Annotated in this window: 18 protein-coding genes; 9 read left to right on the forward strand and 9 right to left on the reverse strand. The window is 71.7% G+C overall.

Annotated elements, in window-relative coordinates; translation table 11 throughout:
- Position 1 precedes the first annotated feature (1 nt).
- On the reverse strand, positions 2-985 hold the full coding sequence (locus tag ABH929_RS13840; protein ID WP_404561635.1) for a helix-turn-helix domain-containing protein: 984 nt from the start codon (positions 983-985) through the stop codon (positions 2-4).
- Positions 986-1,106: 121 nt separating this feature from the next.
- On the opposite strand from ABH929_RS13840, the gene ABH929_RS13845 reads away from it, so the two are divergent.
- Complete coding sequence (locus ABH929_RS13845; protein ID WP_194648820.1) at positions 1,107-1,553, forward strand: MarR family winged helix-turn-helix transcriptional regulator; 447 nt, start codon at positions 1,107-1,109, stop codon at positions 1,551-1,553.
- A 67-nt stretch (positions 1,554-1,620) separates the two neighbouring features.
- On the opposite strand, the gene ABH929_RS13850 is transcribed toward ABH929_RS13845, so the two are convergent.
- The 5 genes from ABH929_RS13850 to ABH929_RS13870 all read right to left on the reverse strand — a co-directional run bounded on the left by ABH929_RS13850 (position 1,621) and on the right by ABH929_RS13870 (position 6,996).
- Positions 1,621-3,468, reverse strand: a complete 1,848-nt coding sequence (locus ABH929_RS13850) for a choice-of-anchor G family protein (RefSeq protein ID WP_404561636.1) — start codon at positions 3,466-3,468, stop codon at positions 1,621-1,623.
- On the reverse strand, positions 3,465-4,193 hold the full coding sequence (locus tag ABH929_RS13855; protein ID WP_404561637.1) for a hypothetical protein: 729 nt from the start codon (positions 4,191-4,193) through the stop codon (positions 3,465-3,467). The genes ABH929_RS13850 and ABH929_RS13855 overlap by 4 nt, the downstream gene beginning before the upstream one ends.
- Positions 4,190-4,741, reverse strand: coding sequence for a signal peptidase I (locus tag ABH929_RS13860; RefSeq protein WP_404561638.1), 552 nt, complete (start codon positions 4,739-4,741; stop codon positions 4,190-4,192). Before ABH929_RS13860 ends, ABH929_RS13855 begins: the two co-directional genes overlap by 4 nt.
- Positions 4,742-4,749: 8 nt before the next feature.
- Positions 4,750-5,487, reverse strand: a complete 738-nt coding sequence (locus ABH929_RS13865) for an acyl-CoA dehydrogenase (protein ID WP_404561639.1) — start codon at positions 5,485-5,487, stop codon at positions 4,750-4,752.
- Between the two features lie 492 nt (positions 5,488-5,979).
- Positions 5,980-6,996, reverse strand: coding sequence for a LacI family DNA-binding transcriptional regulator (locus tag ABH929_RS13870; protein WP_404561640.1), 1,017 nt, complete (start codon positions 6,994-6,996; stop codon positions 5,980-5,982).
- Positions 6,997-7,170: 174 nt separating this feature from the next.
- Here ABH929_RS13870 and ABH929_RS13875 point away from each other — a divergent pair, with 174 nt between their 5' ends.
- The 8 genes from ABH929_RS13875 (at position 7,171) to ABH929_RS13910 (ending at position 15,523) form a co-directional block, all read left to right on the forward strand.
- Positions 7,171-8,382 carry a sugar ABC transporter substrate-binding protein gene (locus ABH929_RS13875; RefSeq protein WP_205464016.1) on the forward strand — a complete coding sequence of 404 codons (1,212 nt, stop codon included), beginning with the start codon at positions 7,171-7,173 and terminating at the stop codon, positions 8,380-8,382.
- Positions 8,383-8,530: 148 nt separating this feature from the next.
- On the forward strand, positions 8,531-9,391 hold the full coding sequence (locus ABH929_RS13880) for a carbohydrate ABC transporter permease (protein WP_111084886.1): 861 nt from the start codon (positions 8,531-8,533) through the stop codon (positions 9,389-9,391).
- Positions 9,388-10,278 (forward strand): carbohydrate ABC transporter permease, encoded by an 891-nt coding sequence (locus ABH929_RS13885; protein ID WP_111084887.1) that lies wholly within the window; start codon positions 9,388-9,390, stop codon positions 10,276-10,278. The genes ABH929_RS13880 and ABH929_RS13885 overlap by 4 nt, the downstream gene beginning before the upstream one ends.
- A 47-nt stretch (positions 10,279-10,325) precedes the next feature.
- Positions 10,326-11,171 carry a ThuA domain-containing protein gene (locus ABH929_RS13890; RefSeq protein WP_404561641.1) on the forward strand — a complete coding sequence of 282 codons (846 nt, stop codon included), beginning with the start codon at positions 10,326-10,328 and terminating at the stop codon, positions 11,169-11,171.
- Positions 11,168-12,271 (forward strand): Gfo/Idh/MocA family protein, encoded by a 1,104-nt coding sequence (locus ABH929_RS13895; protein ID WP_404561642.1) that lies wholly within the window; start codon positions 11,168-11,170, stop codon positions 12,269-12,271. Before ABH929_RS13890 ends, ABH929_RS13895 begins: the two co-directional genes overlap by 4 nt.
- Positions 12,272-12,534: 263 nt before the next feature.
- Positions 12,535-13,908, forward strand: coding sequence for a sensor histidine kinase (locus tag ABH929_RS13900; protein WP_404561643.1), 1,374 nt, complete (start codon positions 12,535-12,537; stop codon positions 13,906-13,908).
- Positions 13,905-14,519, forward strand: coding sequence for a response regulator (locus ABH929_RS13905; RefSeq protein ID WP_404561644.1), 615 nt, complete (start codon positions 13,905-13,907; stop codon positions 14,517-14,519). The genes ABH929_RS13900 and ABH929_RS13905 overlap by 4 nt, the downstream gene beginning before the upstream one ends.
- Positions 14,520-14,614: 95 nt before the next feature.
- Positions 14,615-15,523, forward strand: a complete 909-nt coding sequence (locus ABH929_RS13910; RefSeq protein WP_404561645.1) for a hypothetical protein — start codon at positions 14,615-14,617, stop codon at positions 15,521-15,523.
- Positions 15,524-15,592: 69 nt separating this feature from the next.
- Here ABH929_RS13910 and opgC read toward each other — a convergent pair whose 3' ends face one another.
- From opgC to ABH929_RS13925, 3 genes are read right to left on the reverse strand one after another with little or no spacing between them, the layout of a single operon-like run.
- Positions 15,593-18,097: an OpgC domain-containing protein gene (gene opgC / locus ABH929_RS13915; protein ID WP_404561646.1), complete on the reverse strand. Its 2,505-nt coding sequence runs from the start codon at positions 18,095-18,097 to the stop codon at positions 15,593-15,595.
- Entirely contained in the window at positions 18,094-18,504 is a 411-nt protein-coding gene (locus ABH929_RS13920) for an ATP-binding protein (RefSeq protein WP_404561647.1), read from the reverse strand. The genes opgC and ABH929_RS13920 overlap by 4 nt, the downstream gene beginning before the upstream one ends.
- Positions 18,501-20,525 (reverse strand): glycosyltransferase, encoded by a 2,025-nt coding sequence (locus ABH929_RS13925; protein ID WP_374114454.1) that lies wholly within the window; start codon positions 20,523-20,525, stop codon positions 18,501-18,503. The genes ABH929_RS13920 and ABH929_RS13925 overlap by 4 nt, the downstream gene beginning before the upstream one ends.
- Between the last annotated feature and the right edge of the window lie 125 nt (positions 20,526-20,650).

Consider the following 20,650-nt stretch of genomic DNA (forward strand, 5'->3'; position numbering starts at 1 on the left):
ATCAGCGGCGCAGGGTCTGCTTCGGGTACTCGCCGAACCGTGCCGCGTACGACGCCGAGAACCGGCCGAGGTGCGCGAACCCCCAGCGTCGGGCGACGTCCCCGATCGCTCCGACCTGCGGGTCGAGTGCGAGGAGTTCGCTGCGCACGCGGTCCAGACGGACGTCCCGCAGGTAGGTGAGCGGGGACACGTCGAACACCCGACGGAACGACTCCTGCACCGACCGCACGCTCAGGCCGGCCACCGCGGCGAGGTCGGCGATGGTCACGGTCTCGGACGCATGCGCGTGGACGTACTCGACGGCGGCGCGCAGCCGGGCGTTCCGCGGCAGGGCCAGTTCCGCCGGCAAGTCGTCGAGCTGCGGCGGGAAGGTCTCGAGGAACGCGGCGATCGCGAGCGACTTCGCCTCGGTCCAGGTCTCCGAGTCCGGGCCGCCGACACGGAGCGCGCGGGACAGCGCGGCGAGGGCACCCTGCCACCGGCCGTACATCGCCTTGTCCGGTTCGCGCGCGTGGTCGAAGCGGAGCGGCCGGTCCCCCAGGTCGAGCTGTTCGCCGGCGATCCGGTGCACGAGCTCCCGGTCGAGGTGCACCAGGCGCTGGTCGTGGTCCTCGGCTGCGAAGACGAACGCGGTGTCGCAGGGCAGGAGCGTCGGCACGTTCCGGTGCAGGTCCACCCGCTGCCCGGCGACGTCGAGGTGGGCGCTGCCGCTCGTCATCCACGCGACGATGTAGTCGGTGCTGATCGGCATCGCACCGCGCAGCACGCCGCGCATCTGGGACCGACGGATGCTGATCTCCGTGTCGCCGACCGCGGTGTAGCGGTAGACGAACTCGCTGCCGGTCTGCTGGGCGGACCACTGCTCGGCACCGTGCACCGTGGCCAGGTCACGCGCCGCGGACTGCGGATCGATGCCGGACACCTCGAAGCGGACCGGCTCGCTCGCGCGCCCACCGGCGCGCGGGGCCTCGGAGGGGTCAGTCACGGTGCATCGCCCCCGTGCCGGACACCCGAACCTGACCGCGCGACTCGTTATGTGGATACGCTGACCCGGTGAGCACGGCGTACGGTGGCGCATACCCGACCGGTTCGAAAGGGGCGCTCCCGTGAGCGATCTCGACCTCGTGGCGGCACTGACGCGACTCGAAGCAGCGGTGTCCGCGCTGCGAGCGCGGCTGCGCGAGCAACTCGACGTGTCCGGCAGCGACCTGACCGTGCTGCAGTTCGTGTCCCGCGCCGAAGCGGCCGACCGGACCGTCCGCGTGAAGGACCTCGCGCAGCACCTCGGCCTGACCGGACCGGCGGTGACCGGCATGGTGGACCGACTCGAGCAGAGCGGACACCTCAGCCGTGTGCCGAACCCGGCCGACGGGCGGAGTCGGCACATCGAGCTGACCGAGACCGCAAGGCGTGACTACTCGATCGCCATGGACGGCACGAACAAGCACCTGCACGAGCTGTTGGCCTCCTTCTCGGAACGGGACAGGGTCCGGTTCGTCCGGATCGTCGACCGCATCATCGCGGCCGTCGACCTCGGCGCCCCGAGCCCCTGAGGGCAGGGTACGGGCGGTCAGCGTGCGGCTCCGGCGATTGTCCGCCATGCGCAGCTAGGTAACGATGCTACCTATCTCGGGCACGGGCGGCATCGAGGAGCGGCACGGAGTTCGGCCCCACCACGGCGCTGGCCAGGTCGACGCGGGCCAGTCCCCCGGGCACCAGGGCGTCCGCGATCGACAGGCGGAGTGCGGTCTGCGTGTACTGCCCGGTCGTCGCACGGCCGGCAGGGGTCGCGGCGGCGGCGAGGTCCTGCTGCACGTTCACCCGGAGCGAGAGCACCCCGGGCAGCCGCGCGAGGACCGTCCCGAGCGCACGGACGACCGGGCCGCCGATCGTCGTCGTCAGCGTTGTGCCGAGCGTCCCGACGAGCGCGAACAACCGGGTCGTGAGCGTCCCCACCACCGCCTGGGTCAACGGGTCCACGAGCGACGTCGCGAGGCCGGTCACGACGCCGAGCAGGCCGCCCAGGTCGAGTCCGACCAGCGCGACCCCGACCGACAGCTTCGTCTGCCCAGCCATGAGCGCCGCGACCCCGGTGTCGACGCCGATCGACAGCGTGGCGATCTTCACGCGGATGCCGAGCACCAGGGGTGCGCTGAGGTCGGCGGCGAGCGCGATCCGGACGTGCAGCGCCCCGAGCGCGGTCGTCAGGGCGGTCGTGATCTTCCCCGCCCAGGCGTCCACGACCTGCCCGATCCGGTCGGCCAGCGCACCGAGGGTGACGGCGTCGAGCACCACCTCGTGGTTCGGCGGCAGGTCGTTGAGCCCGTGCTCGTCGTCGCCGAGCAGGTGCGCGAGGTCGACCCGGACGGATCCGGCCGACAGGTCGAGCGACAGTGTGCCGCCGGCGTCCTGCACGGGTTCGGCGAGCAGCGGCGCGACCGCGCCTGCCAGGTCCGGCCCGGTGATCTCGACCGTGCCCCCGATGGTGCCGAGCCCGAGGCTGCCGGTGAGCCCGCCGAGCACTCCGAGCACGCCCTGGTCGATCGTGCGTGCGAGCACCCCGTCCTGCCCGCCGAGCGCGTCGACCGCGGCGTCGAGCTGCACCACCGTGTCGTTCACCGCCGTGACGAGCGCTCCGACGAGCGGGCTGTCCACACGGAGGTCGAGGCTCGCGATCCCGTAGTCGCGCTCGAGCCCGGCGGGACCGCTGTCGGCTGCGACCTGCTGCACCGCGGCACGCAGGTTCGTCGCGAGCGTGCGCTGGACGACCCCGCCCCACACGTCTTGGCTGATGGCGTCGCACCCGGCGAGCTGCGCACTCGCACCGACGGCCCCGACGTCGAGCCCGACGTCGGTGACGTCCGCGATGCCTGGTAGTGCGCGGCCGAGCGTGATCGAGGCCGGGTCGGGCAGGTCGCCGGACGGGGTCGTCGGTGTGACGAGCACGCCACCGGAGTCCGCGACGAGCCCCGACGCCGCCACGGCTTCTCCGGTTCCCGACGCCGTCGCGACCTGGTTCACCGCTCCGGCCGAACCGGCCGGCAGTCCGAGGCCGAGACCGGTGAGGTCGATGCCCGCCACGTCGCCGAGCAGCCCGACGTCGAGCGGGTTGCCGAACGCCTGCGTGAACGGGCGGCCGCCGGTGCCGAGCTCGGGCGCGGTGGCCGGCTCGACCGATGCCGGTGCGGCGCCGGTCTTCGCGACGTCGACCCCGCGCACGGTGGCGACGTCGTCGAGGTCGATGCCGGCGATGCTCCCGCCCAGGAACCGGCTCGAGGCCGTCGACGTGTAGTCCGCGTCGGTGCCGCAGTCGAACGACGACGTCCCCACGGCCCCGTGCGCCCACTCGCGGTCCGACCACGACGCGGTGCTCGGCACGGCGGTGGGCGTGACCAGGGCTGCTGCGACGACGATGCCGGTGACGACCGCGATCCGGCCTCGGCGCAGGTGCAGCGGACGCCGGCTCACGACCGGCTCCTGGGGCGTCGGAGCCGGAGGGCGACGCCGGTGAGCAGGGCCGCGACCGCGACGAGCACCGGCCCCGCGAACCCACCACCCGTCATCGCGAGCACGACCGGGCCGACGCCAGCGCCGTCTCCGTCGCGTTCGCCGCTGCCGTGCGCCGGGCGTCCGGACACGACGGGATCCCCGCCGCGGGCCGTCACGCCGACGCCGACCTCGGCGGTCCGGGGCACCGTGGTCGCGGCGTCACCGAGGGACAACCGGACGAGCAGGTACGCCGCCCCGTCGCCGTCCGCATCGGGCACACGGACCGACGGCACGGTGGCCGCCCAGTCGACGAGGGGGACGGCGTCGACGAGGGCAGCGACCTGTCCTCCGCACGTGGGGGCACCGGACGGGTCGCCCCACGGCTGGTCGCACGTCGCCACCGACACGAGCACGCCGTCCGTCCCGCCCGGCAGCCCGCCCCGCCCGGTGAGCTGCAGGTCGAGGGTGACGGGGCCGGGTTCGTCGACGCTCGTCCGCACCTGCCACGTGACGTCGCCGTCGTGCCCCGCCCCGGGCAGCACGAGGGGCTCCGGACCGGTGTGCAGCACCAGCCGGCCCGGCGTGCCGGTCTCGGCCACGGGCCTCCAGTCCGTCGCGGCGACCGCCACCGCCGTCGTGCCGATCCCGGTCGCACCGACGAGCACCGCGGCGACCGCCGCGGAGGTGGCGAGGACGCGGGTCACGAGTCCTCCCGCCGGGCCGGCCAGAACGCCCACGCGACGAGCACGCCGACGACCGCGACCGCCAGCCCACGGGCCGGGGCACTCGTGACCACGACGAGCACCGAGCCCAGGCCGGGCGCGTGCGCGAGCACGAGTCCGGCGTGCCGGACGACGTACGGGTCGCGGTCGTCCGATGCGTTGTCGTCGCCCCGCAGGGTCAGCGACCGCGCCGCGGTGTCCCCCGGGACCCGGTCCACCGCGACCACCCGGTGGGTGACGGGCAGGGCCGACCCCGCACGTGGGACCGTGACGACGTCCCCGTCGGTGATCTCGGCCGCGGGCACGCGGTGCGTGATGGCGAGCCCGCCCGCAGGGATCGTCGGGGCCATCGACCCGGTGGTGACGACGACGAACGACAGCCCGGTGAACGCCACGGCGGCCCAGGCGAGCAGGCACGTGAGTCCGATCGCGCCGGCGACCGTCAGGACGACGGAGCGGACGCGGTCGGCGGGACGACGGGGCGGCGCCGCGCCCTCGTCGGAGGACGTCGGCGCGGTGGGGCCGCGCACGGCCGCGCTCAGTCGGACTCGGCGGCGAACTGCCACGCGGGCGCGGCCGTCCGCCCCTGGAGTGCGTCGACCGTGGTGCCGGCGGGCAGCGTCGGCGACGCCGGCAGCGAGACCTCGAAGCAGTACACCTGCGTCGACCCGCCGGCAGCGGCGAGGGGCCGCGCGATCGTCGCGGCAGCCGTGCCGAGCGGCCCGGACGCGACGCTCGTCCACGGCACGTCGAACGCGGTGGCGTCGCACACGGCGGTGGTGTCCGTGATCGCGGCGACCCGGACCTGCAGGGCGTTCCACAGCACGTCGTCGGCGTCGGAGACCGTGACCCCGGACGCCGGGACCGCTGCTCGGAGCACCAGGTCGCCGGCGATCGAGTCGGCGGTGGTGCGGAGCGCGACGGGGGCGTAGGTCGCCGTGCCCGGCGACAGGGCGAGCGCGTCGACGGTGAACCGGAGCGCCTGGCCCGGGTTCGTCTCGTCCGAGGTGAAGCCAGCCGCGGCGAACGGTGCCGTGACGTTCTGCTCGACCTCGAATCCGGAGGTGCCGACGCCCGGCCCGCCCGAGCCGTCGCCGCCGAACACCCACTCGGTGTCCGTCCAGGACGCGAGCGTGTAGCCCGCGCCACCGATGACGAGGACCCCGCCGGCAGCGAGTGCGAACACCCGGTTGCGGCGCCGGGTGCGGCGGGCGGTGTCGTCCGCGGCGCGACGGCCGTGGGTGCGGGTGCGCGGGGGCGCAGTGCTGTCAGCCATGACGAGTCTCCTGATCCGTGACGCCGATCGGTGGCGGCCACGGCCGGGGTGGTTGGTCCCGGCCGTCGCCATCGACGTCTGCTCCGATCCTGGCGGACTATCCCTCAGGAATCAATGGACGCGTCACCCCTTGACCGCACCGGAGGTGAGGCCCGACACGATCGAGCGGCGGAACACGAGCACCAGGATCACGATCGGCCGGTGGGTGGGCGGGCGCATTGCCGAGTCTCGGGGTAGGCGACAGTCCTTGGGGCTGACGGTGCGAGGCGAGTCGCTGTGCGCGAGTCTCGCGGGCGGGTCACGCGACCACCCGTCGGACGGGAGGCGCGGTGCGGGCCCGCCCCGCGCCTCCCGTCGGTCTCCTGGCCACGTCACGGGCGCGGGTCGAGTCTCGGGGTGGGCGACAGTCCTCGGGGGCGCCGGCGCGAGGACTGTCGCTGCGCCCGAGTCTCGGGGACGCGGCGCCGAGACTCGGATGGGGCCGTCAGGTGGTCAGGCGGGCGCGGGGGCCGTGGACTCCGCGGTGCGGAGCGTGCACGGCAGCAGGAAGTGCGGCAGGTCGTCGGACGTGCCGTCGAGCTGCTCGATGAGGGCGTCGGCGGCTCGGATCCCGAGCTCCTGTCCCGGCGCGACCATGGTCGACAGCCGCGGGTAGTGCTGGTCGGCGTTGGCCTCGGACGACGCGATGCTGAGCACGGAGACGTCCTCGGGGACCCGCCGGCCGGCGGTGTAGAGCCCGACCAGGACGCCGGCGGACGAGTCGTCCTTCATCACGAGCAGCGCGGTGACGTCGGGGTCCGCCGCGAGCAGGTCGCTCGTGGCCTGGCGTCCGCCGTCGCTGCCCGGCCCGGCGGTGACGACCGTTCCGGCCAACCCGCGCTCGGCGATCGCTCGCCGGAAGGTCGCCTCGACGCGCAGGTGCGGGGCGTAGCCGGCCATCGGGGTGCCCTCGAGGTCCTCGAGCACGAGTCCGAAGCGGCGGTGCCCGAGCGTCTCGAGGTGGTCGAGGCTGTCCTCGATGGTCGTCTCGAAGTCGATGTCGACGAAGGGCAGACCGCTGCTGTCACGGGTCCGGCCGATCAGGGTGAACGGCACGCCCAGTTCGGTGAGGACAGCGACCCGCGGGTCGTCCATCCGCACCTCCATCAGGATGACGCCGTCCACGAGCCCGCCCGAGACGAGGTCGTCGAGGTCGTCACCAGCGGGGTCCACCGGCCAGAGCACGAGGTGGTGTCCCCGCTCGGACGCCCGTTCCGCCGCACTCATGAAGAACTGCGAGGTCGTCGGGCTGAAGCGGTTGCCGGTGGTCGGGAACAGCAGCGCGATGATCCGGGTCCGCCGGCTCGCCAGGGCCCGGGCGACGACGTTGCCGCGGAACTTCAGCTCGCGCATCGCGGTCTTCACCCGCGCGGTCGTGCCGGGGGTCACGTACTTCGTCCCGTTCACCACGAAGGACACGGTGGCGATCGAGACCCCCGCCCGATCGGCGACCTGCTGCATCGTGGCCATGGCGCTGATCCTAGCGCGCGGGAAGACAGAAAAGCGCTTTACAGGTGAAGCGCTTATCTGTTAGCTTCTCGCCCCAGGAGCACAGCGACGATGACGTCAGCGGCCTCGTCGATGCGTGCCTGCCCCAGCATCCGTCAAGAGAAGAGCTCTGCAATGAAGCAAAGATTCCCCTCCATGTCCCGCCGGACGCGCGCCCTCGTCGGCGCAGTCGCCGTCGTCGCCACGATCCCCCTGGTCCTGTCCGGCTGCTCCGGCTCCGGATCGGCCTCGTCGGGCGGCAGCAAGGCCCTGACGATCGAGGACTACTACGACGCGAACTACAACCCGGTCTACAAGCAGTGCGCGAAGGACGTCGGCGCGACGGTCACGATCAACCACGTCGCCGGCGCCGGCCTGATCGCGAAGGTGCTGCAGCAGGCATCGTCGAAGACGCTGCCCGACGTCCTCATGCTCGACAACCCCGACGTCCAGCAGATCGCCTCCTCCGGTGCCCTGTCCGACCTGTCGGACTACGGTCTGGACGCCGACGGCGACGTCCCCGGCGTGAAGGCGGCGAGCACCTACAAGGGCAAGCTGTACGGCCTGCAGTCGAACACGAACTCCATCGCGCTCTACTACAACAAGAAGCTCCTGGCGGACGCCGGCGTCCAGCCGCCCAAGACGTGGGACGAGCTCAAGGCCGCCGCGAAGACACTCACCAAGGGCTCGACCTACGGCTTCGCGATGAGCAACATCAACACGTACGAGGGCACCTGGCAGTTCCTGCCGTTCTTCTGGTCGAACGGCGGCGACGAGAAGGACATCGCCACCGCGGACGCCACCCAGGCGCTGCAGCTCGTCGAGGACCTGCAGGACGACGGCTCGATGTCGAAGAGCTCGATCAACTGGGCCCAGGCGGACGTCAACAACCAGTTCCTGGCCGGCAAGGCCGCGATGATGATCAACGGTCCCTGGCAGCTGCCGGCGCTCAACGAGAAGAAGGGCCTGGAGTTCGACAGCGTGCCGATCCCGACGCGCACCGGCGAGGCCACGGTCGCACCGCTCGGCGGCGAGGCGTTCACCGTCCCGCAGACCGGCGACAAGGACAAGATGCAGCTCGCCGGCAAGTTCGTCGGCTGCCTCCACTCGCAGAAGATGCAGAAGACCCTGTCCGAGGTGAGCGGCAACGTGCCGACCAACCTCGAGGCCGGCGCCGCCTGGGCGAAGGACCACCCGCAGGTCGCGTCCTTCGTCACCACGGTGCAGACCGCCCGCGCCCGCACCGGTGAGCTCGGACCCGACTGGCCCAAGGCCGCCACGAAGATCTACACCGCCGTCCAGCTCGCCCTCACCGGCAAGGCCAGCCCCGAGGCAGCGCTCAAGCAGGCGCAGTCGCAAGAGCAGTAGTCCACGGGGAGCCGGCCGACCGGTCGGCTCCCTCCGGCGTGCAGGAAAGGACCCCGGCGTGAGCGCCTCGACACAGACACGACCACGGACGATCCCGCCCGTGGTGACCCCCCGACCCGGGCAGCGACGAGCCCGGTTCCGATCCGGCGTGACCCGATGGCTCTTCGTGGTGCCAGCGGCGGTCTTCGTGGCCGTCTTCTTCGGCTACCCCGTGGTGAAGAACATCATCATGTCCTTCCAGGACTACACGACGGCGACCTTCTTCACCGGCGAAGCCCCCTGGGTGGGGCTCGGCAACTACATCTCGGTGTTCCAGAGCTCGGTCTTCACGACGAGCCTCGTGAACACCGCCCTGTTCACGGCCGGCTCGATCATCCTGCAGTTCGTCATCGGGCTGAGCCTCGCGCTGTTCTTCCGCCGGCACTTCCCGCTGTCGGGCTTCCTGCGGGGGCTGCTGCTCCTGCCGTGGCTGCTGCCGCTCATCGCCTCGAGCGCGGTGTGGAAGTGGCTGCTCGACCAGGACAGCGGGGCACTCAACCAGCTCCTCGGCCTGGTGGGCATCGCCCCGGTCCCGTGGCTGGTCAGCCCGAGCCTCGCGCTCATCGCCGTCATCGGCGTCAACGTGTGGCTCGGCATCCCGTTCAACACGACCATCCTGTACAGCGGCCTACAGTCCGTCCCGCCGGAGCTCTACGAGGCCGGGTCGCTCGACGGCGCCACCGGGTTCAAGGCGTTCTGGTACATCACGTGGCCGAGCATCCGGTCGGTGGTCAGCGTCGTGGTCGTGCTCGGGGTCGTCTACACGTTGAAGGTCGTGGACATCATCCTCGGCCTGACCGGCGGCGGGCCGGCGAACTCGACGCAGACCCTCGCCACGAACGCGTACCACCAGTCGTTCATCAACTTCCAGTTCGGCATCGGAGCCGCGGTGAGCAACGTGCTCATCGTCGTCTCGTTCGTCTTCGCGATGGTCTACATCGCGATCTCCCGGAAGGCGGTCGACGAATGAGCGTCGGACTCGCGAACCAGACCGTCACCGCCACCCGCGCGATCACGACGAAGCGGACCACCCGGGCACCCCGCCCGCGCGGTTCCGCCAAGGGCATCCCGTTCACGATCCTCGGGTGCGTGTTCCTCGCGATCATGGTGTTCCCCGTCTACTGGATGGTGAACACCAGCCTGCAGGCGACGTCCGGCGCCGCCACGGCGACGTGGTTCCCGTTCTCCCCCACCTTCGCCGGGTACGAGGCGGCGTTCGCCCAGCAGGGGCAGAACTTCCTGTCGAGCATGATCATCGGCCTCGGCACCGTCCTGCTGACGCTGGCCATCGCGACGCCGGCCGCCTACGGGCTGGCCCGGTTCCGGATGCGCGGCGGCCGCGTGTTCCTGCTCGTGCTGCTCATCACCCAGATGATCCCGGCGATCGTCATCGCGAACGCGCTGTACACGCTGTTCAACAACATCGGGCTGCTCAACAGCTACGTCGGGCTGATCCTGGCCGACAGCGCGGTCCAGGTGCCGTTCGCCATCCTGCTCATGCGGGCGTTCATGGAGTCGATCCCGCCGAGCCTGGTCGAGGCGGCACTCGTCGACGGCGCCAGCGACTTCCGGGCATTCGTGTCGATCGTCGTGCCGATCAGCCGGAACGCCATCGTCACCGCGGCGCTCTTCACGTTCCTCGGCGCGTGGGGTGACTTCCTCATCGCACTGACCCTGACGTCGACCACCGCGGTCCGACCGATCACGCTCGGCATCTACAACTACATCGGGTCGAACGTCACCGACTGGGGGCCCGTCATGGCGACCTCGGTGCTGGCGTCCCTGCCCGCTGCCGTCCTGCTGATCTTCGCGCAGAAGTACATCTCCGCTGGTGCCCTCGGCGGTGCCGTCAAGTGACGGCCCCGGACCGACGCCACCACGCAACCCAGCCAGAAAGGCACACCATGACCACCACCCCGCTGCGCATCACCGTCTGGGGCGAGAACGTCCACGAGCAGGTCGAGCAGCACGTCGCCGAGCGGTACCCCGACGGCATGCACGGCGCGATCGCCGACGGCATCCGCGAGAACCTGCCCGAGGCCGTCGTCCGGACCGCGACCATGCAGGAGCCCGAGCACGGCCTGACCGACGAGGTCCTGGCCGCGACGGACGTCCTGACCTGGTGGGGGCACGCCGCGCACCAGGACGTCGACGACGCCGTGGTCGACCGGGTGCACAAGCACGTCCTGTCCGGCATGGGCCTGGTCGTCCTGCACTCCGGCCACTGGTCGAAGATCTTCGGCAAGCTGATGGGCACCACGTGCACCCTGCGCTGGCGGAGCGAGCACGACCAAGAACTCGTCTGGACCGTCAACCCGCAGCACCCGATCACCCGCGGTGTCCCGAACCCGATCGTCATCCCCGAGCAGGAGATGTACGGCGAGTACTTCGACGTCCCGACCCCCGACGAGCTCGTCTTCATCTCGGGCTTCACCGGCGGCGAGGTGTTCCGGAGCGGCATGACGTACCGCCGCGGCCTGGGGAAGATCTTCTACTTCTCGCCCGGCGACCAGGACTTCCCCGTGTACCACCACGAGGACGTCCGCCGCGTGATCGCGAACGCGACCGAGTGGGCGCGGCCGGAGCGCGAGCGTGAGATCCCGACGCTCCGCCGCTACGACCTCGGCGAGTACTTCGATGGGCAGCACTACCGCGGCCCGTTCGACGACGCGCCCGTCGAGGACGCCCCTGTCGAGGACGCCGCCGTCGGCGACGCCCCCGTCGACGACCACGCCGGGGCGCAGGCGTGACCGCGCTCCGCGTCCTGCAGGTCGGCGCCGGGGGCATGGGTCGGGCTTGGCTCGGCACCGTCGCAGCCGACCCCGACGTCGAGCTGGTCGGCATCGTCGACCTCGACCTCGACGCCGCCCGGGCCGGTGCCGAACACGCCGGCGACCCGAGCATCCCCGTCGGCACCGACTTGACCGTGCTCGCCGCCGAGACCGGCGCACAGGCGGTGCTCGACATCACCGTCCCGGTCGCGCACCACCCCGTCACACTGCAGGCTCTGCACGCGGGTCTCCCCGTGCTCGGCGAGAAGCCCGCAGCGCAGACCGTCGCCGAAGCACTGTCGCTCGCCGCGGCAGCCGAGGCCACCGGACAGCTGTTCATGGTGTCGCAGTCGCGGCGCTACAACGACCAGCTCGTCGCGTTCCGTCAGCACGTGCGCGGTCTGGGCGCGATCGGCGGCCTGGGCACCCGGTTCGCCAAGGCCCCGCACTTCGGCGGCTTCCGCGAGCAGATGGACGACGTCCTGCTGCTCGACATGGCGATCCACGCGTTCGACTCCGCCCGTTACGTGCTCGAACGCGACCCGGTGTCGGTGTACTGCGAGTCGTGGAACCCGTCGTGGTCCTGGTACCGCGGCGACGCGGCGGCAGCAGCGGTCTTCGCCTTCGAGGACGACGTCCGGTACGTGTACGACGGCTCGTGGTGCGCACCGGGCGCCGAGACCTCGTGGAACGGCGACTGGCGGGCCTCGGGTGCCGCCGGCACGGCGCTGTGGGACGGCGACCACGACCCGTCCAGCGACCTCGACGGCACCGCCGGTGCGCCGTCGGCCGCTGCCAGTGTGGGGCACGAGATCGCCGGGGCGCTGACGTCCTTCGTGCACGCCGTGCGCTCGGGCGAGACCCCGGACGGCGAGGTGCACGGCAACGTCATGAGCCTCGCGATGGTCGAGGCGGCGATCGCCTCGACCCGCACCGGGCAGCGCATCGTCATCGACGAGGTGCTCGAGCGTGCACACGCCGACGCACTCGCCGCCGAGCGGCACGAGGCGGTCCGCGACCGCCTGGCCGCGTGGGGCTCGGTGCGCGAGGCGCTGAGTGCGTCCGTGCCCACGTCGTAGGCGCACGACCCGCCCGGCACGCCCGCGCGGCACGCCCGCGCGTGTTCCCCCGAGGTTCCGAGATCTCGGCATGTCGGCGGCCGTCAGGCTCCCGATCGGAACCTCGGCGGACGTGAGCGGCGAGTCGGGACCGCGACCGCTCCTGTCGGGCGCGGCGCGTGCGGTGCACGCGACCGAGGACGGACGGGAGGCCCGTGGCGACGCCGCCACGGGCCTCCCGTCCGCCTGTTCCACGATCACGGCGCGCCGGTTACGGTGTCCCTGTGCACGGACAACGGTCGTCGGACAGTGGCACGACCGCGCAGCCGGTCGTGGTGGTGGCCGCCGACCCGCGGCGACGGACGGGGCGGACTCCGTGGGGGCGCGTCCTCGTCGGGGTCGTCCTCGCCGCCGTGGTCGGCGGGGCCGCCGTCGCGACCACCGGGGCACTCGTCTCCCAGCGCATCGCCGAGTCGTTCGCCGTCCGCGACGCGACCACCGACACCGCGGCGTTGGCACGGGTCGTGGTCGAACCGGCGCTGCTCGACGTGATCGCCGACCCGGCCGCGACCGACGCCGATCACGCCGCCGCCCGAACTCGACTGGATGACGCGGTCGCCGGCGAGCTCCGGGCCGGATCGGCCGTGCGCATGAAGCTCTGGGCGGCGGACGGGACCGTCCTGTGGTCCGATGAACGGCGGCTGGTCGGCGAGCGGTTCCCGCTGTCCGCCGAGGACCTCGAGGCACTGGAGTCCGACCGGTCCGACGCCGAGGTGTCCGACCTCGACGAGCCTGAGAACCGCTACGAACGCGGACACGGGCCGCTGCTCGAGGCGTACCAGGCGGTGCACACGCCCTCGGGGGAAGCGCTGCTGTTCGAGGCGTACCAGCCCTACGACGACGTGCTCGCCCGAGCTGCGGACCTGCGGGGGTCGTTCGCCGCCCTGGCGTTCGGCGTCGTCGCCGTCGTGCTCGCACTGCTCGTCCCGTTGCTGCTCTGGCTGCTCGTCCGCATCCGTTCCGGCCAGCGGCTGCGCGAACGGCTGCTCGGCCGCGCGCTCGACGCCGAGGCCGCCGAACGTCGCCGGATGGCCGCGGAACTGCACGACGGCCCGGTGCAGGACGTCGCCGGCCTCGCCCTGTCGCTGGGCGCCGACCCCGCCACGCGCGACGTCGCGGTCGTGCTCCGGTCGGCGGTGTCATCGCTCCGGACGTCGATGTCGACGATCCGTCCAGCGGCCCCGACGCCCGACGGACTCGCTCCCGCGCTCGAGGACGCCTGCGCACGGGCTCGCGCCGCCGGACTGACCACGGTCATCCGCTCGCCCGACGTCGTCGACGCCTCGCCGGCGGCGCTCCTCGCGGTCGTGCGGTTCGTCCGCGAGGCCGTCTGGAACACCGTCAAGCACGCCGGGGCGAGCCGCGTCGAGGTCACGGTGGACCGGTCCGGAGCCGTCGTGCGCGTGGTCGTGGCCGACGACGGCACCGGGTTCGACCCGGCGGTCGTCGTCGGCTCGACCCGCGCCGGGCACCTCGGGACGACGCTGCTGCGCGAGGTCGCCGAGGACACCGGCGGGTCCCTGCGCCTCCGCACCGGGTCCGGCACCGGCACCACCTGGGAGCTCGAGGTCCCCGCGGACGCCGAGGACCTGCGGTGAGGGTGCTCCTGGTCGATGACCACGCCCTCGTCCGGGGCGGCCTGCGCGCCGTCCTCGCGACGACCGACGACTGCGCGGTCGTCGGCGAGGCGTCGACGGGCGAGGACGCCGTGGCGCTCGCCCCCGCGCTCCGACCCGACGTCGTGGTGATGGACCTGTCGATGCCGGGCGCCGGCGGGGTCGAGGCCACCCGGCAGGTGCGCGCCCTGCTGCCCGATGTCCGGGTGCTCGTCCTCACCACGTTCTCCGACGACCACCGCGTCCGAGCCGCACTCGCCGCGGGCGCGACCGGCTACCTGCTCAAGGACGCCTCCCCCGACGAGGTCGTCGCCGCGGTTCGCGCCGCTGGCCGGGACGAGACGCCCATCGACCCGCGGGTGGCCCGTGCGCTCCTGCCCGGGGCCGCGCCCGCCGACCCAGGTCCGGACCTGCCCCCACGCGAGCGTGACGTCCTGGTGCGGCTCGCTCGCGGACTGTCGAACCGGCAGATCGCCACCGAACTCGGGATCGCCGAACGGACCGTGAAGGTGCACGTCGGTTCGTTGTTCCGGCGGATCGGGGTCGCCGACCGGACGAGCGCCGCACTCTGGGCCCGCGACCACGGCTGGTGACCGGGTACTAGTACCAAGGTCCGATGGTGCCGTCGACCGGGTCCGGCGACGATCGACGTGTACGGGCCACCCCGGCCCCTCCCCAGGAGGCACCCATGCACGCCGCACCCACGAACCCGGCTTCCACGCACACCGTGCGCACGCGCCGCCGACTCACCGGCATCGCCGCCGCGGTCTCCCTCGGCGCCGTGGCCGCAGCCGCCCTCGTCGGGGTCTCCCCCGCGAACGCGTCCGGCAAGACCTCGACCGGTGGCGACTACGCCGTCACGGTGAACGGGACCACGACGAACCCCGCAGTGGGGAAGGACTTCAAGGTCAAAGGCGTCGCCGTCTCGGGCTCGATCAAGGTCCGTGGCAAGCACAACGGCTTCGACATCCGCATCGCCGACCTCGGCGTGTACGACTACACCCTGACCGGTGCGGCGGACACGCAGCGGATGGTGACGAAGCCGACGGTGGTGTTCGCCTCGAAGGTCCCGTCGCTCACCGCCGGCCAACTCGCCGGCGCCGAGCTGGCGTCGCTCGACGTGAAGGACGACACTCTGGTCGCGATCTTCTCGACGAGTCTGGGCAAGTACAAGATCCAGGCGAAGGACGGCGCCCAGGGCGGCGTCTTCCAGATGGAGACCGAGTTCGCCGGCCCGGTGACGTTCACCCACACGCTCGGTGCGGGACTCTTCTACTTCACGAACCCGTACACGGGCAAGATCAACTTCGGTGACGGCGTCGCGGCCGTGGCGTCCGGCAGTGGTTCGCACCAGATGCTCCTCGGCAAGGACAGCCCGCAGGTCGCCACGAAGACGTCGCAGACCGCGACGACCACCACGTGGACCGTCCAGCCCGGTGGCCGGCTGGGCGGCGTGCTCGGCGAGGACGCCGTCGAGCTGTCGCAGGGTGCCACCAACTGCACGAGCGACTGCCAGGCGCAGAACCAGATCCGCGGCTCGCTCCCCGTCCCGCCGGACCCGGTGAACCCGACGCCGTTGGTGGTCGCGGTCCGCTGACGCGACCCGGACACGGACGGGAGGCCCGTGGCGACGCCGCCACGGGCCTCCCGTCCGTCGGTGCGCGCGTCAGCGCGGGATGACCGAGAACAGGAACTTCTTCCGCACCATGTACCAGGCCAGCAGGATCAACGCCGAGTGCACCACGAAGCCGATCCAGAAGTCGCCCCACGGCACGCCGGGGATCGATGCGATCGCCAGCGCGAAGAACACCTGCCAGACGAAGACGTAGAGGCTCGCCTGCCCGATCGGGATCCAGAGCCACCCGATCGCCGTCGAGATCGGCTTCCAGAACACCGTCAGGATCGCGTACGAAACGATCGCGAAGAACGCGATGTCGACCAGTCGGCCCCACTGCAGGTCCACCCGCTGGTACGCCGTGTTGTACAGGTCCTCGTACATCGACGCCGGGAACGGGACCGGCGTGAACCCGGCGTGGTTCGCCGCCCAGACGTACACCAGGAACGCCGCGTAGCCGCCGACGCCGATGCCGACCAGGACCTTGCCGAGCCGCCCGGTGAGCGCGCCGATGATCTGCCGTCGGTAGTACCCGAGCACGAGTCCGTGGGTGAACACGACCTGCCAGGTGAGCAGCGGGAACACCGCCTCGAACTGCGAGTTCAGCGGGCGGAACTCCGGGTTGAGCGCCTGGAACACGTACAGCGCCCAGCTCACGACGAGCACCACCCACCAGAAGCCGCGGCGGATCAGCCAGAGCAGGGGCGGGATGAACAGGCTCAGCACCACGAACAGGCCCATGATGTTGAACGGCCACGGGCCCATCTCGAGCAGCAGGAACTGTCGGATGGCGTACCACGGCGGCGGGTAGCCGAGCAGCTGCATCGCGTTCGGGTACAGGTCGTACACCCGGCCCTCGGCACCGACGCCCCCGGTACCGGTCCCCCGGTCGGTGAACGTCGTGATCGCGTCGGTGTTCAGGAACGGGACGAAGCTCAGCGCGAAGACGACCGCGATCACCACGAGCGTGACGAGGTACTGCTTGCGGGCACGCTTCCACGCCCCGATCGCAGCCGCCCACTCGCCGAACTTCTTGATGGCGAACGGGTAGGTCATGCCGAGGACCATGCCGGACAGGAACACGAACATCTCGGCGCCGGTGATCGCACCGACCGCGTGCAGCGTGAGGTACGAGTACGGCCCGCCGATCTCGATGTGGGTGATCACCACCGCCAGGATGATGAACCCGCGGAACAGGTCGAGCCGCAGGTCGCGCCCGGGTTTCCCGTCGTCGGGGTAGCGCCAGCTCGGCAGCAACCGGCCGAACAGCCCGCTCAGCAGGAACACCACCGCCAAGCCCACCGCGACCCAGACGATCCACGCCATCTGGTCGCCGCCGGTGTCGTACTGCTGGTCGGTCGCGGTGTTGCCCTGGTGCGTGGTGACGCGGTCCGTGACAGGCCCGAAGGCGAAGTGGTCGCCGCGCTCGAGGTCGGTGCGGAACGAACCGGCGATCCCCGGCACCGCGGTGTCGCGCCAGTCGGCGACACGGTTTCCGGCCTCGGGCTCGCGGCGGTTCGTCTCGAGGAAGGTCACGCCCCGGACCAACGGGCGGTCCTGGACCGAGGCGATCACCTGCCGCCACCAGCCCTGCTTGACCGGCAGTTCTGCGTCGCCCCGGCGGGTGTGGTCGTACAACGCACCGGTGTCGAGCAGCATCGGCCGGTCGCCGTCGACGGCGAACCGGTCGTAGAAGCTGTCCGCCTGCTGCTGCTCGTAGCCCCACGTCTCGTCGAACCGGGACTCGACCTCGCCGCGCTCCGGCACGTCGTTGCGGGTGAGGGGGACGTCACGACCAGCGGCTTCGGTCGACTTGCCCTTGCCGAAGTAGTACATCGACAACCCGACCCAGTCCACCGCGGCGTCGCCCGGCCAGTACGGCTCGTAGGGGTCGTCGGCCGCGGTCAGCTCACCGTCGCCGTTGGTGTCGAGCTTCGCGACGTCGGTCGCGGAGAGGTCCGCCAGGCGCCCGGCGGACTCGCCGAACGGGTAGCCCGCACCGTACGACGGCGACCACACCATGCGCGCCTCGGAGTCGCCGCCGTGCACCGCGGTCGCGAGCGTCCGGAACGCCTGCACGAACTGCGTCGGCTGCTGTCCCCAACGAACCCACGTGCCGTTCATCTGCGGCGCGAACCGCACGAGCACCTGGGTGTCGTACTGGTCGTGGATCTCCTGGAACACGGTGTTCACGGCGCGGGCGTCGGCGGCGTCGAGTGACCGGAGCGACTGCCCGGGCTCGAGGCTCACGACGAGGACCGCGCCCTGCGTCGCCGCGGCACGCGTCGCGCGGAGGAGCTCCCGCCGGGCCGAGCGGTCGAGCGGGTAGTCGATCTCCACCCCGTACATCGACGGCGTCGCGCCGAGCCGTCCCTCGTAGCCCGCCGGGGAGTCGTCGCCCCAGTCGAGGTCCGGACCGAACCAGGTCGTGCCGCTCGCGGGCTCCGTCGCCGCGGCCGCGTGCACCGTCATCGCGGACGCGGGCAGCGCTCCGCCGAGCAGGAGTGTCGCGATCGTGACGAGGACGGCGACCACGCGGGCCGCCAGCAGCCTCACCGGTCGCACACCAGCGTCCAGACGTTGTGTCCGTGCTCGTGCCGGTGCTCCAGACGGTCGAGGGCGGCGATCGCGAGCGCCAGGCCGCGTCCGCTCTCATGCTCGACGTCGGCCATCGTGACGGCGCTCAGGTCGATGTCCACGGGCAGACCGTTGTCGGTGAGCTCCGCGGTGAGTGCCCGATCGGTCGCCTCGAGCCGCACGGTGTAGCGCCGACCGGTCTCCTGGTCGGCCCGCGTGGTGTGCTCCACGATGTTCGCGGCGACCTCGGCCAGCGCGGTCTCCAGCGCGAAGCGGAGCCGGGCGTCGTCGATGCCGAGTCCGTCCCACCAGACGCCGAAGCGGTCCTGGACCTCGTCGAGCGACACGGGCGTCGCGGCGACGTCGAAGGTGGTCTCGGCGCTCACAGTGGTCCTCCGGCGGTGCTCGACTCGTGCTCTGACTGGATCCCCGTGCTCGGGCCGCGGTAGCGCACGGCCCGGATCACGATGCTGAAGATGAACAGGTCGAAGACGACCCACGCGGTGTTGACGAGCGGCGCGATGCCGGACGCCTGGCCCGTCAGGTACCGGATGCCGATCAGGAGCAGTGCCGCGACCAGCGCCCCCATCGCGATGAGCTGCGGCTTGACGAGGTCCCACCGGGGCTTCTGCTCGGTCTCGTCGCGCACCTTCGGCGTGACCCGGAACCCGAGCGGCTTGCCGCGGAACACGTTCTCGAACGCACTCGTCACCGCCTCGATCCACACCGGGAACAGCGCGAGCGAGTACTGCTGCCCGCGCCACGTCGGTCTGCCGGCGGCCACCACCCAGAACAGCAGCTGGTTGAGCACGAGGAACGGGATCAGCCGGGCGAAGAAGTCGACGCTGTAGGCCTGCACCGGCACGACGCCGAACGACAGGCAGAGCACCGGGGCCGCGATGTAGACGATCGCGGCGAACCCGGACAGGTAGCTCCACATCGTCGAGAAGTACATCAGACGCTGGCCCCAGGACAGGCCCTTCTGCACCAGCGGGTTCTCGCGGAAGAACACCTGCATGGTGCCCTGCGCCCAGCGGAGCCGCTGCACGAGCATGGTCGGCAGGTCCTCCGGCGCCAGGCCCTTCGCCAGGATCTCGTCGTGGTACGCCGACTTCCAGCCGAGCCCGTGCAGCCGCATGGCGGTGGCCATGTCCTCGGTCACCGAGATCGTCGCCAGCGGCATGATCGGCTGCGCCTCGTCGTCGCGGTTGACGTCGAGTGCCCGTGCGAGCACCGCGATCGACTCGATGGCCGCCACCGGCGATGCGTCGCGCCGCCCGAGCACGTCGAGCGCGGCGTCGTCGAGCCCGGCGAAGGTGTTCGCGTCGGTCGACATCGCGGCGAGTTCCTGCAGGTCGTTCCGCACGGACTCGAGGTCGGCGGCGGCGAACCGGAAGGCGATCGTGTCGATCCCCCGCTGGAACGCGTAGGTGACGTCGCCGAGCGGTTCGCCGGCCCGGACCTGGTCGCGGGCGCGGTCGACGACGGCTTCGGCCTCGTCCAGCGCACCGAGCACCCGCGGATCCGTCTCGGTCTCACGCGCACGGGCCAACAGCTTCCGCGACGTCGTGATCGTGCGCTGCACCGAGGCCTCGACCTCGACCACGTAGCGGGAGATGCCGAGTTGCATCAGGGCCTCGCGCCGCAGGATCGCGTTCGACCCGCAGAAGAAGGCGGCGTTCCAGCCGTCCTTCGACTGCTGGATCGGCCCGTAGAACAGCGGCGCCTGACTGCCGAGCAGGTCCGCTTCGGGAACGTTCTCGAACCACTGCGGCGTCTGCACGAGCGCCATCCGCGGGTCCTTGAAGTAGCCGAGCGTGCGGTCGAGGATGCCGGGCTCGGGCACCTGGTCGGCGTCGAGGATGAGCAGGAACTCGCCCTGGGTCGCAAGCAGGGCGTTGTTGAGGTTGCCGGCCTTGGCGTGCCGGGGACGGTCGATCCAGTCGGCGCCACGGGTGATGACGCCGATGCCGAGCGAGTCGGCGGCCGCACGCATCTCGGGGCGGTTGCCGTCGTCGAGGATCCACGTCGTGTGCGGGTGGGTGATCGCCTGCGCCGCACGGGCCGTGCGCACGACCATCTCGACGGGCTCGTTGTAGGTGGTGATGAAGACGTCGACAGTGACGTCGGAGGACGGCTTCGTCGGGGGCTCACCGCGCTCGCGCAGGCGCCACGCCCCGAACGCGAACAGGAGCGAGTCGATCACGCTGTAGGTCTCGGCCAGGATGAGCGGCACGGCGATCCACCAGGAGTGCCAGTTCACCGATGCGGCCCAGCGCCAGACGACGTAGTTCACCCCGGCGATCGACGCCAGGAGCGCGACCGTCCGCACCGTGACGAGCCGACGACGGGCCGTGCCGGTGGTGAGCCGGCGGCGGTCCTGGCGGCTGACCTCGAGCGCGGTCACCCGGTCACTCCGTCTGCGGGGCCGTCGGCCGAGCTGCGTCGCAAGGGTGCCTCCTGATCCGCGCGGACCCGGCCGCAGCGCGCGCCCGGGTGTGGTGTCGTCCGGCCGCTGCCCAGGGGGCACCG

The sequence above is a fragment of the Curtobacterium sp. AB7 genome (assembly GCF_044909335.1).
In the GTDB taxonomy this organism is placed as follows: domain Bacteria; phylum Actinomycetota; class Actinomycetes; order Actinomycetales; family Microbacteriaceae; genus Curtobacterium.

What these genes read in the sequence shown, in the direction of transcription:
- ABH929_RS13885 (WP_111084887.1), top strand. Translation starts at nt 9,388, where the DNA reads ATGAGCGTCGGACTCGCGAACCAGACCGTCACCGCCACCCGCGCGATC.
- ABH929_RS13890 (WP_404561641.1), top strand. Translation starts at nt 10,326, where the DNA reads ATGACCACCACCCCGCTGCGCATCACCGTCTGGGGCGAGAACGTCCAC.
- ABH929_RS13910 (WP_404561645.1), top strand. Translation starts at nt 14,615, where the DNA reads ATGCACGCCGCACCCACGAACCCGGCTTCCACGCACACCGTGCGCACG.
- ABH929_RS13870 (WP_404561640.1), bottom strand. Translation starts at nt 6,996, where the DNA reads ATGGCCACGATGCAGCAGGTCGCCGATCGGGCGGGGGTCTCGATCGCC.
- ABH929_RS13875 (WP_205464016.1), top strand. Translation starts at nt 7,171, where the DNA reads ATGTCCCGCCGGACGCGCGCCCTCGTCGGCGCAGTCGCCGTCGTCGCC.
- ABH929_RS13865 (WP_404561639.1), bottom strand. Translation starts at nt 5,487, where the DNA reads ATGGCTGACAGCACTGCGCCCCCGCGCACCCGCACCCACGGCCGTCGC.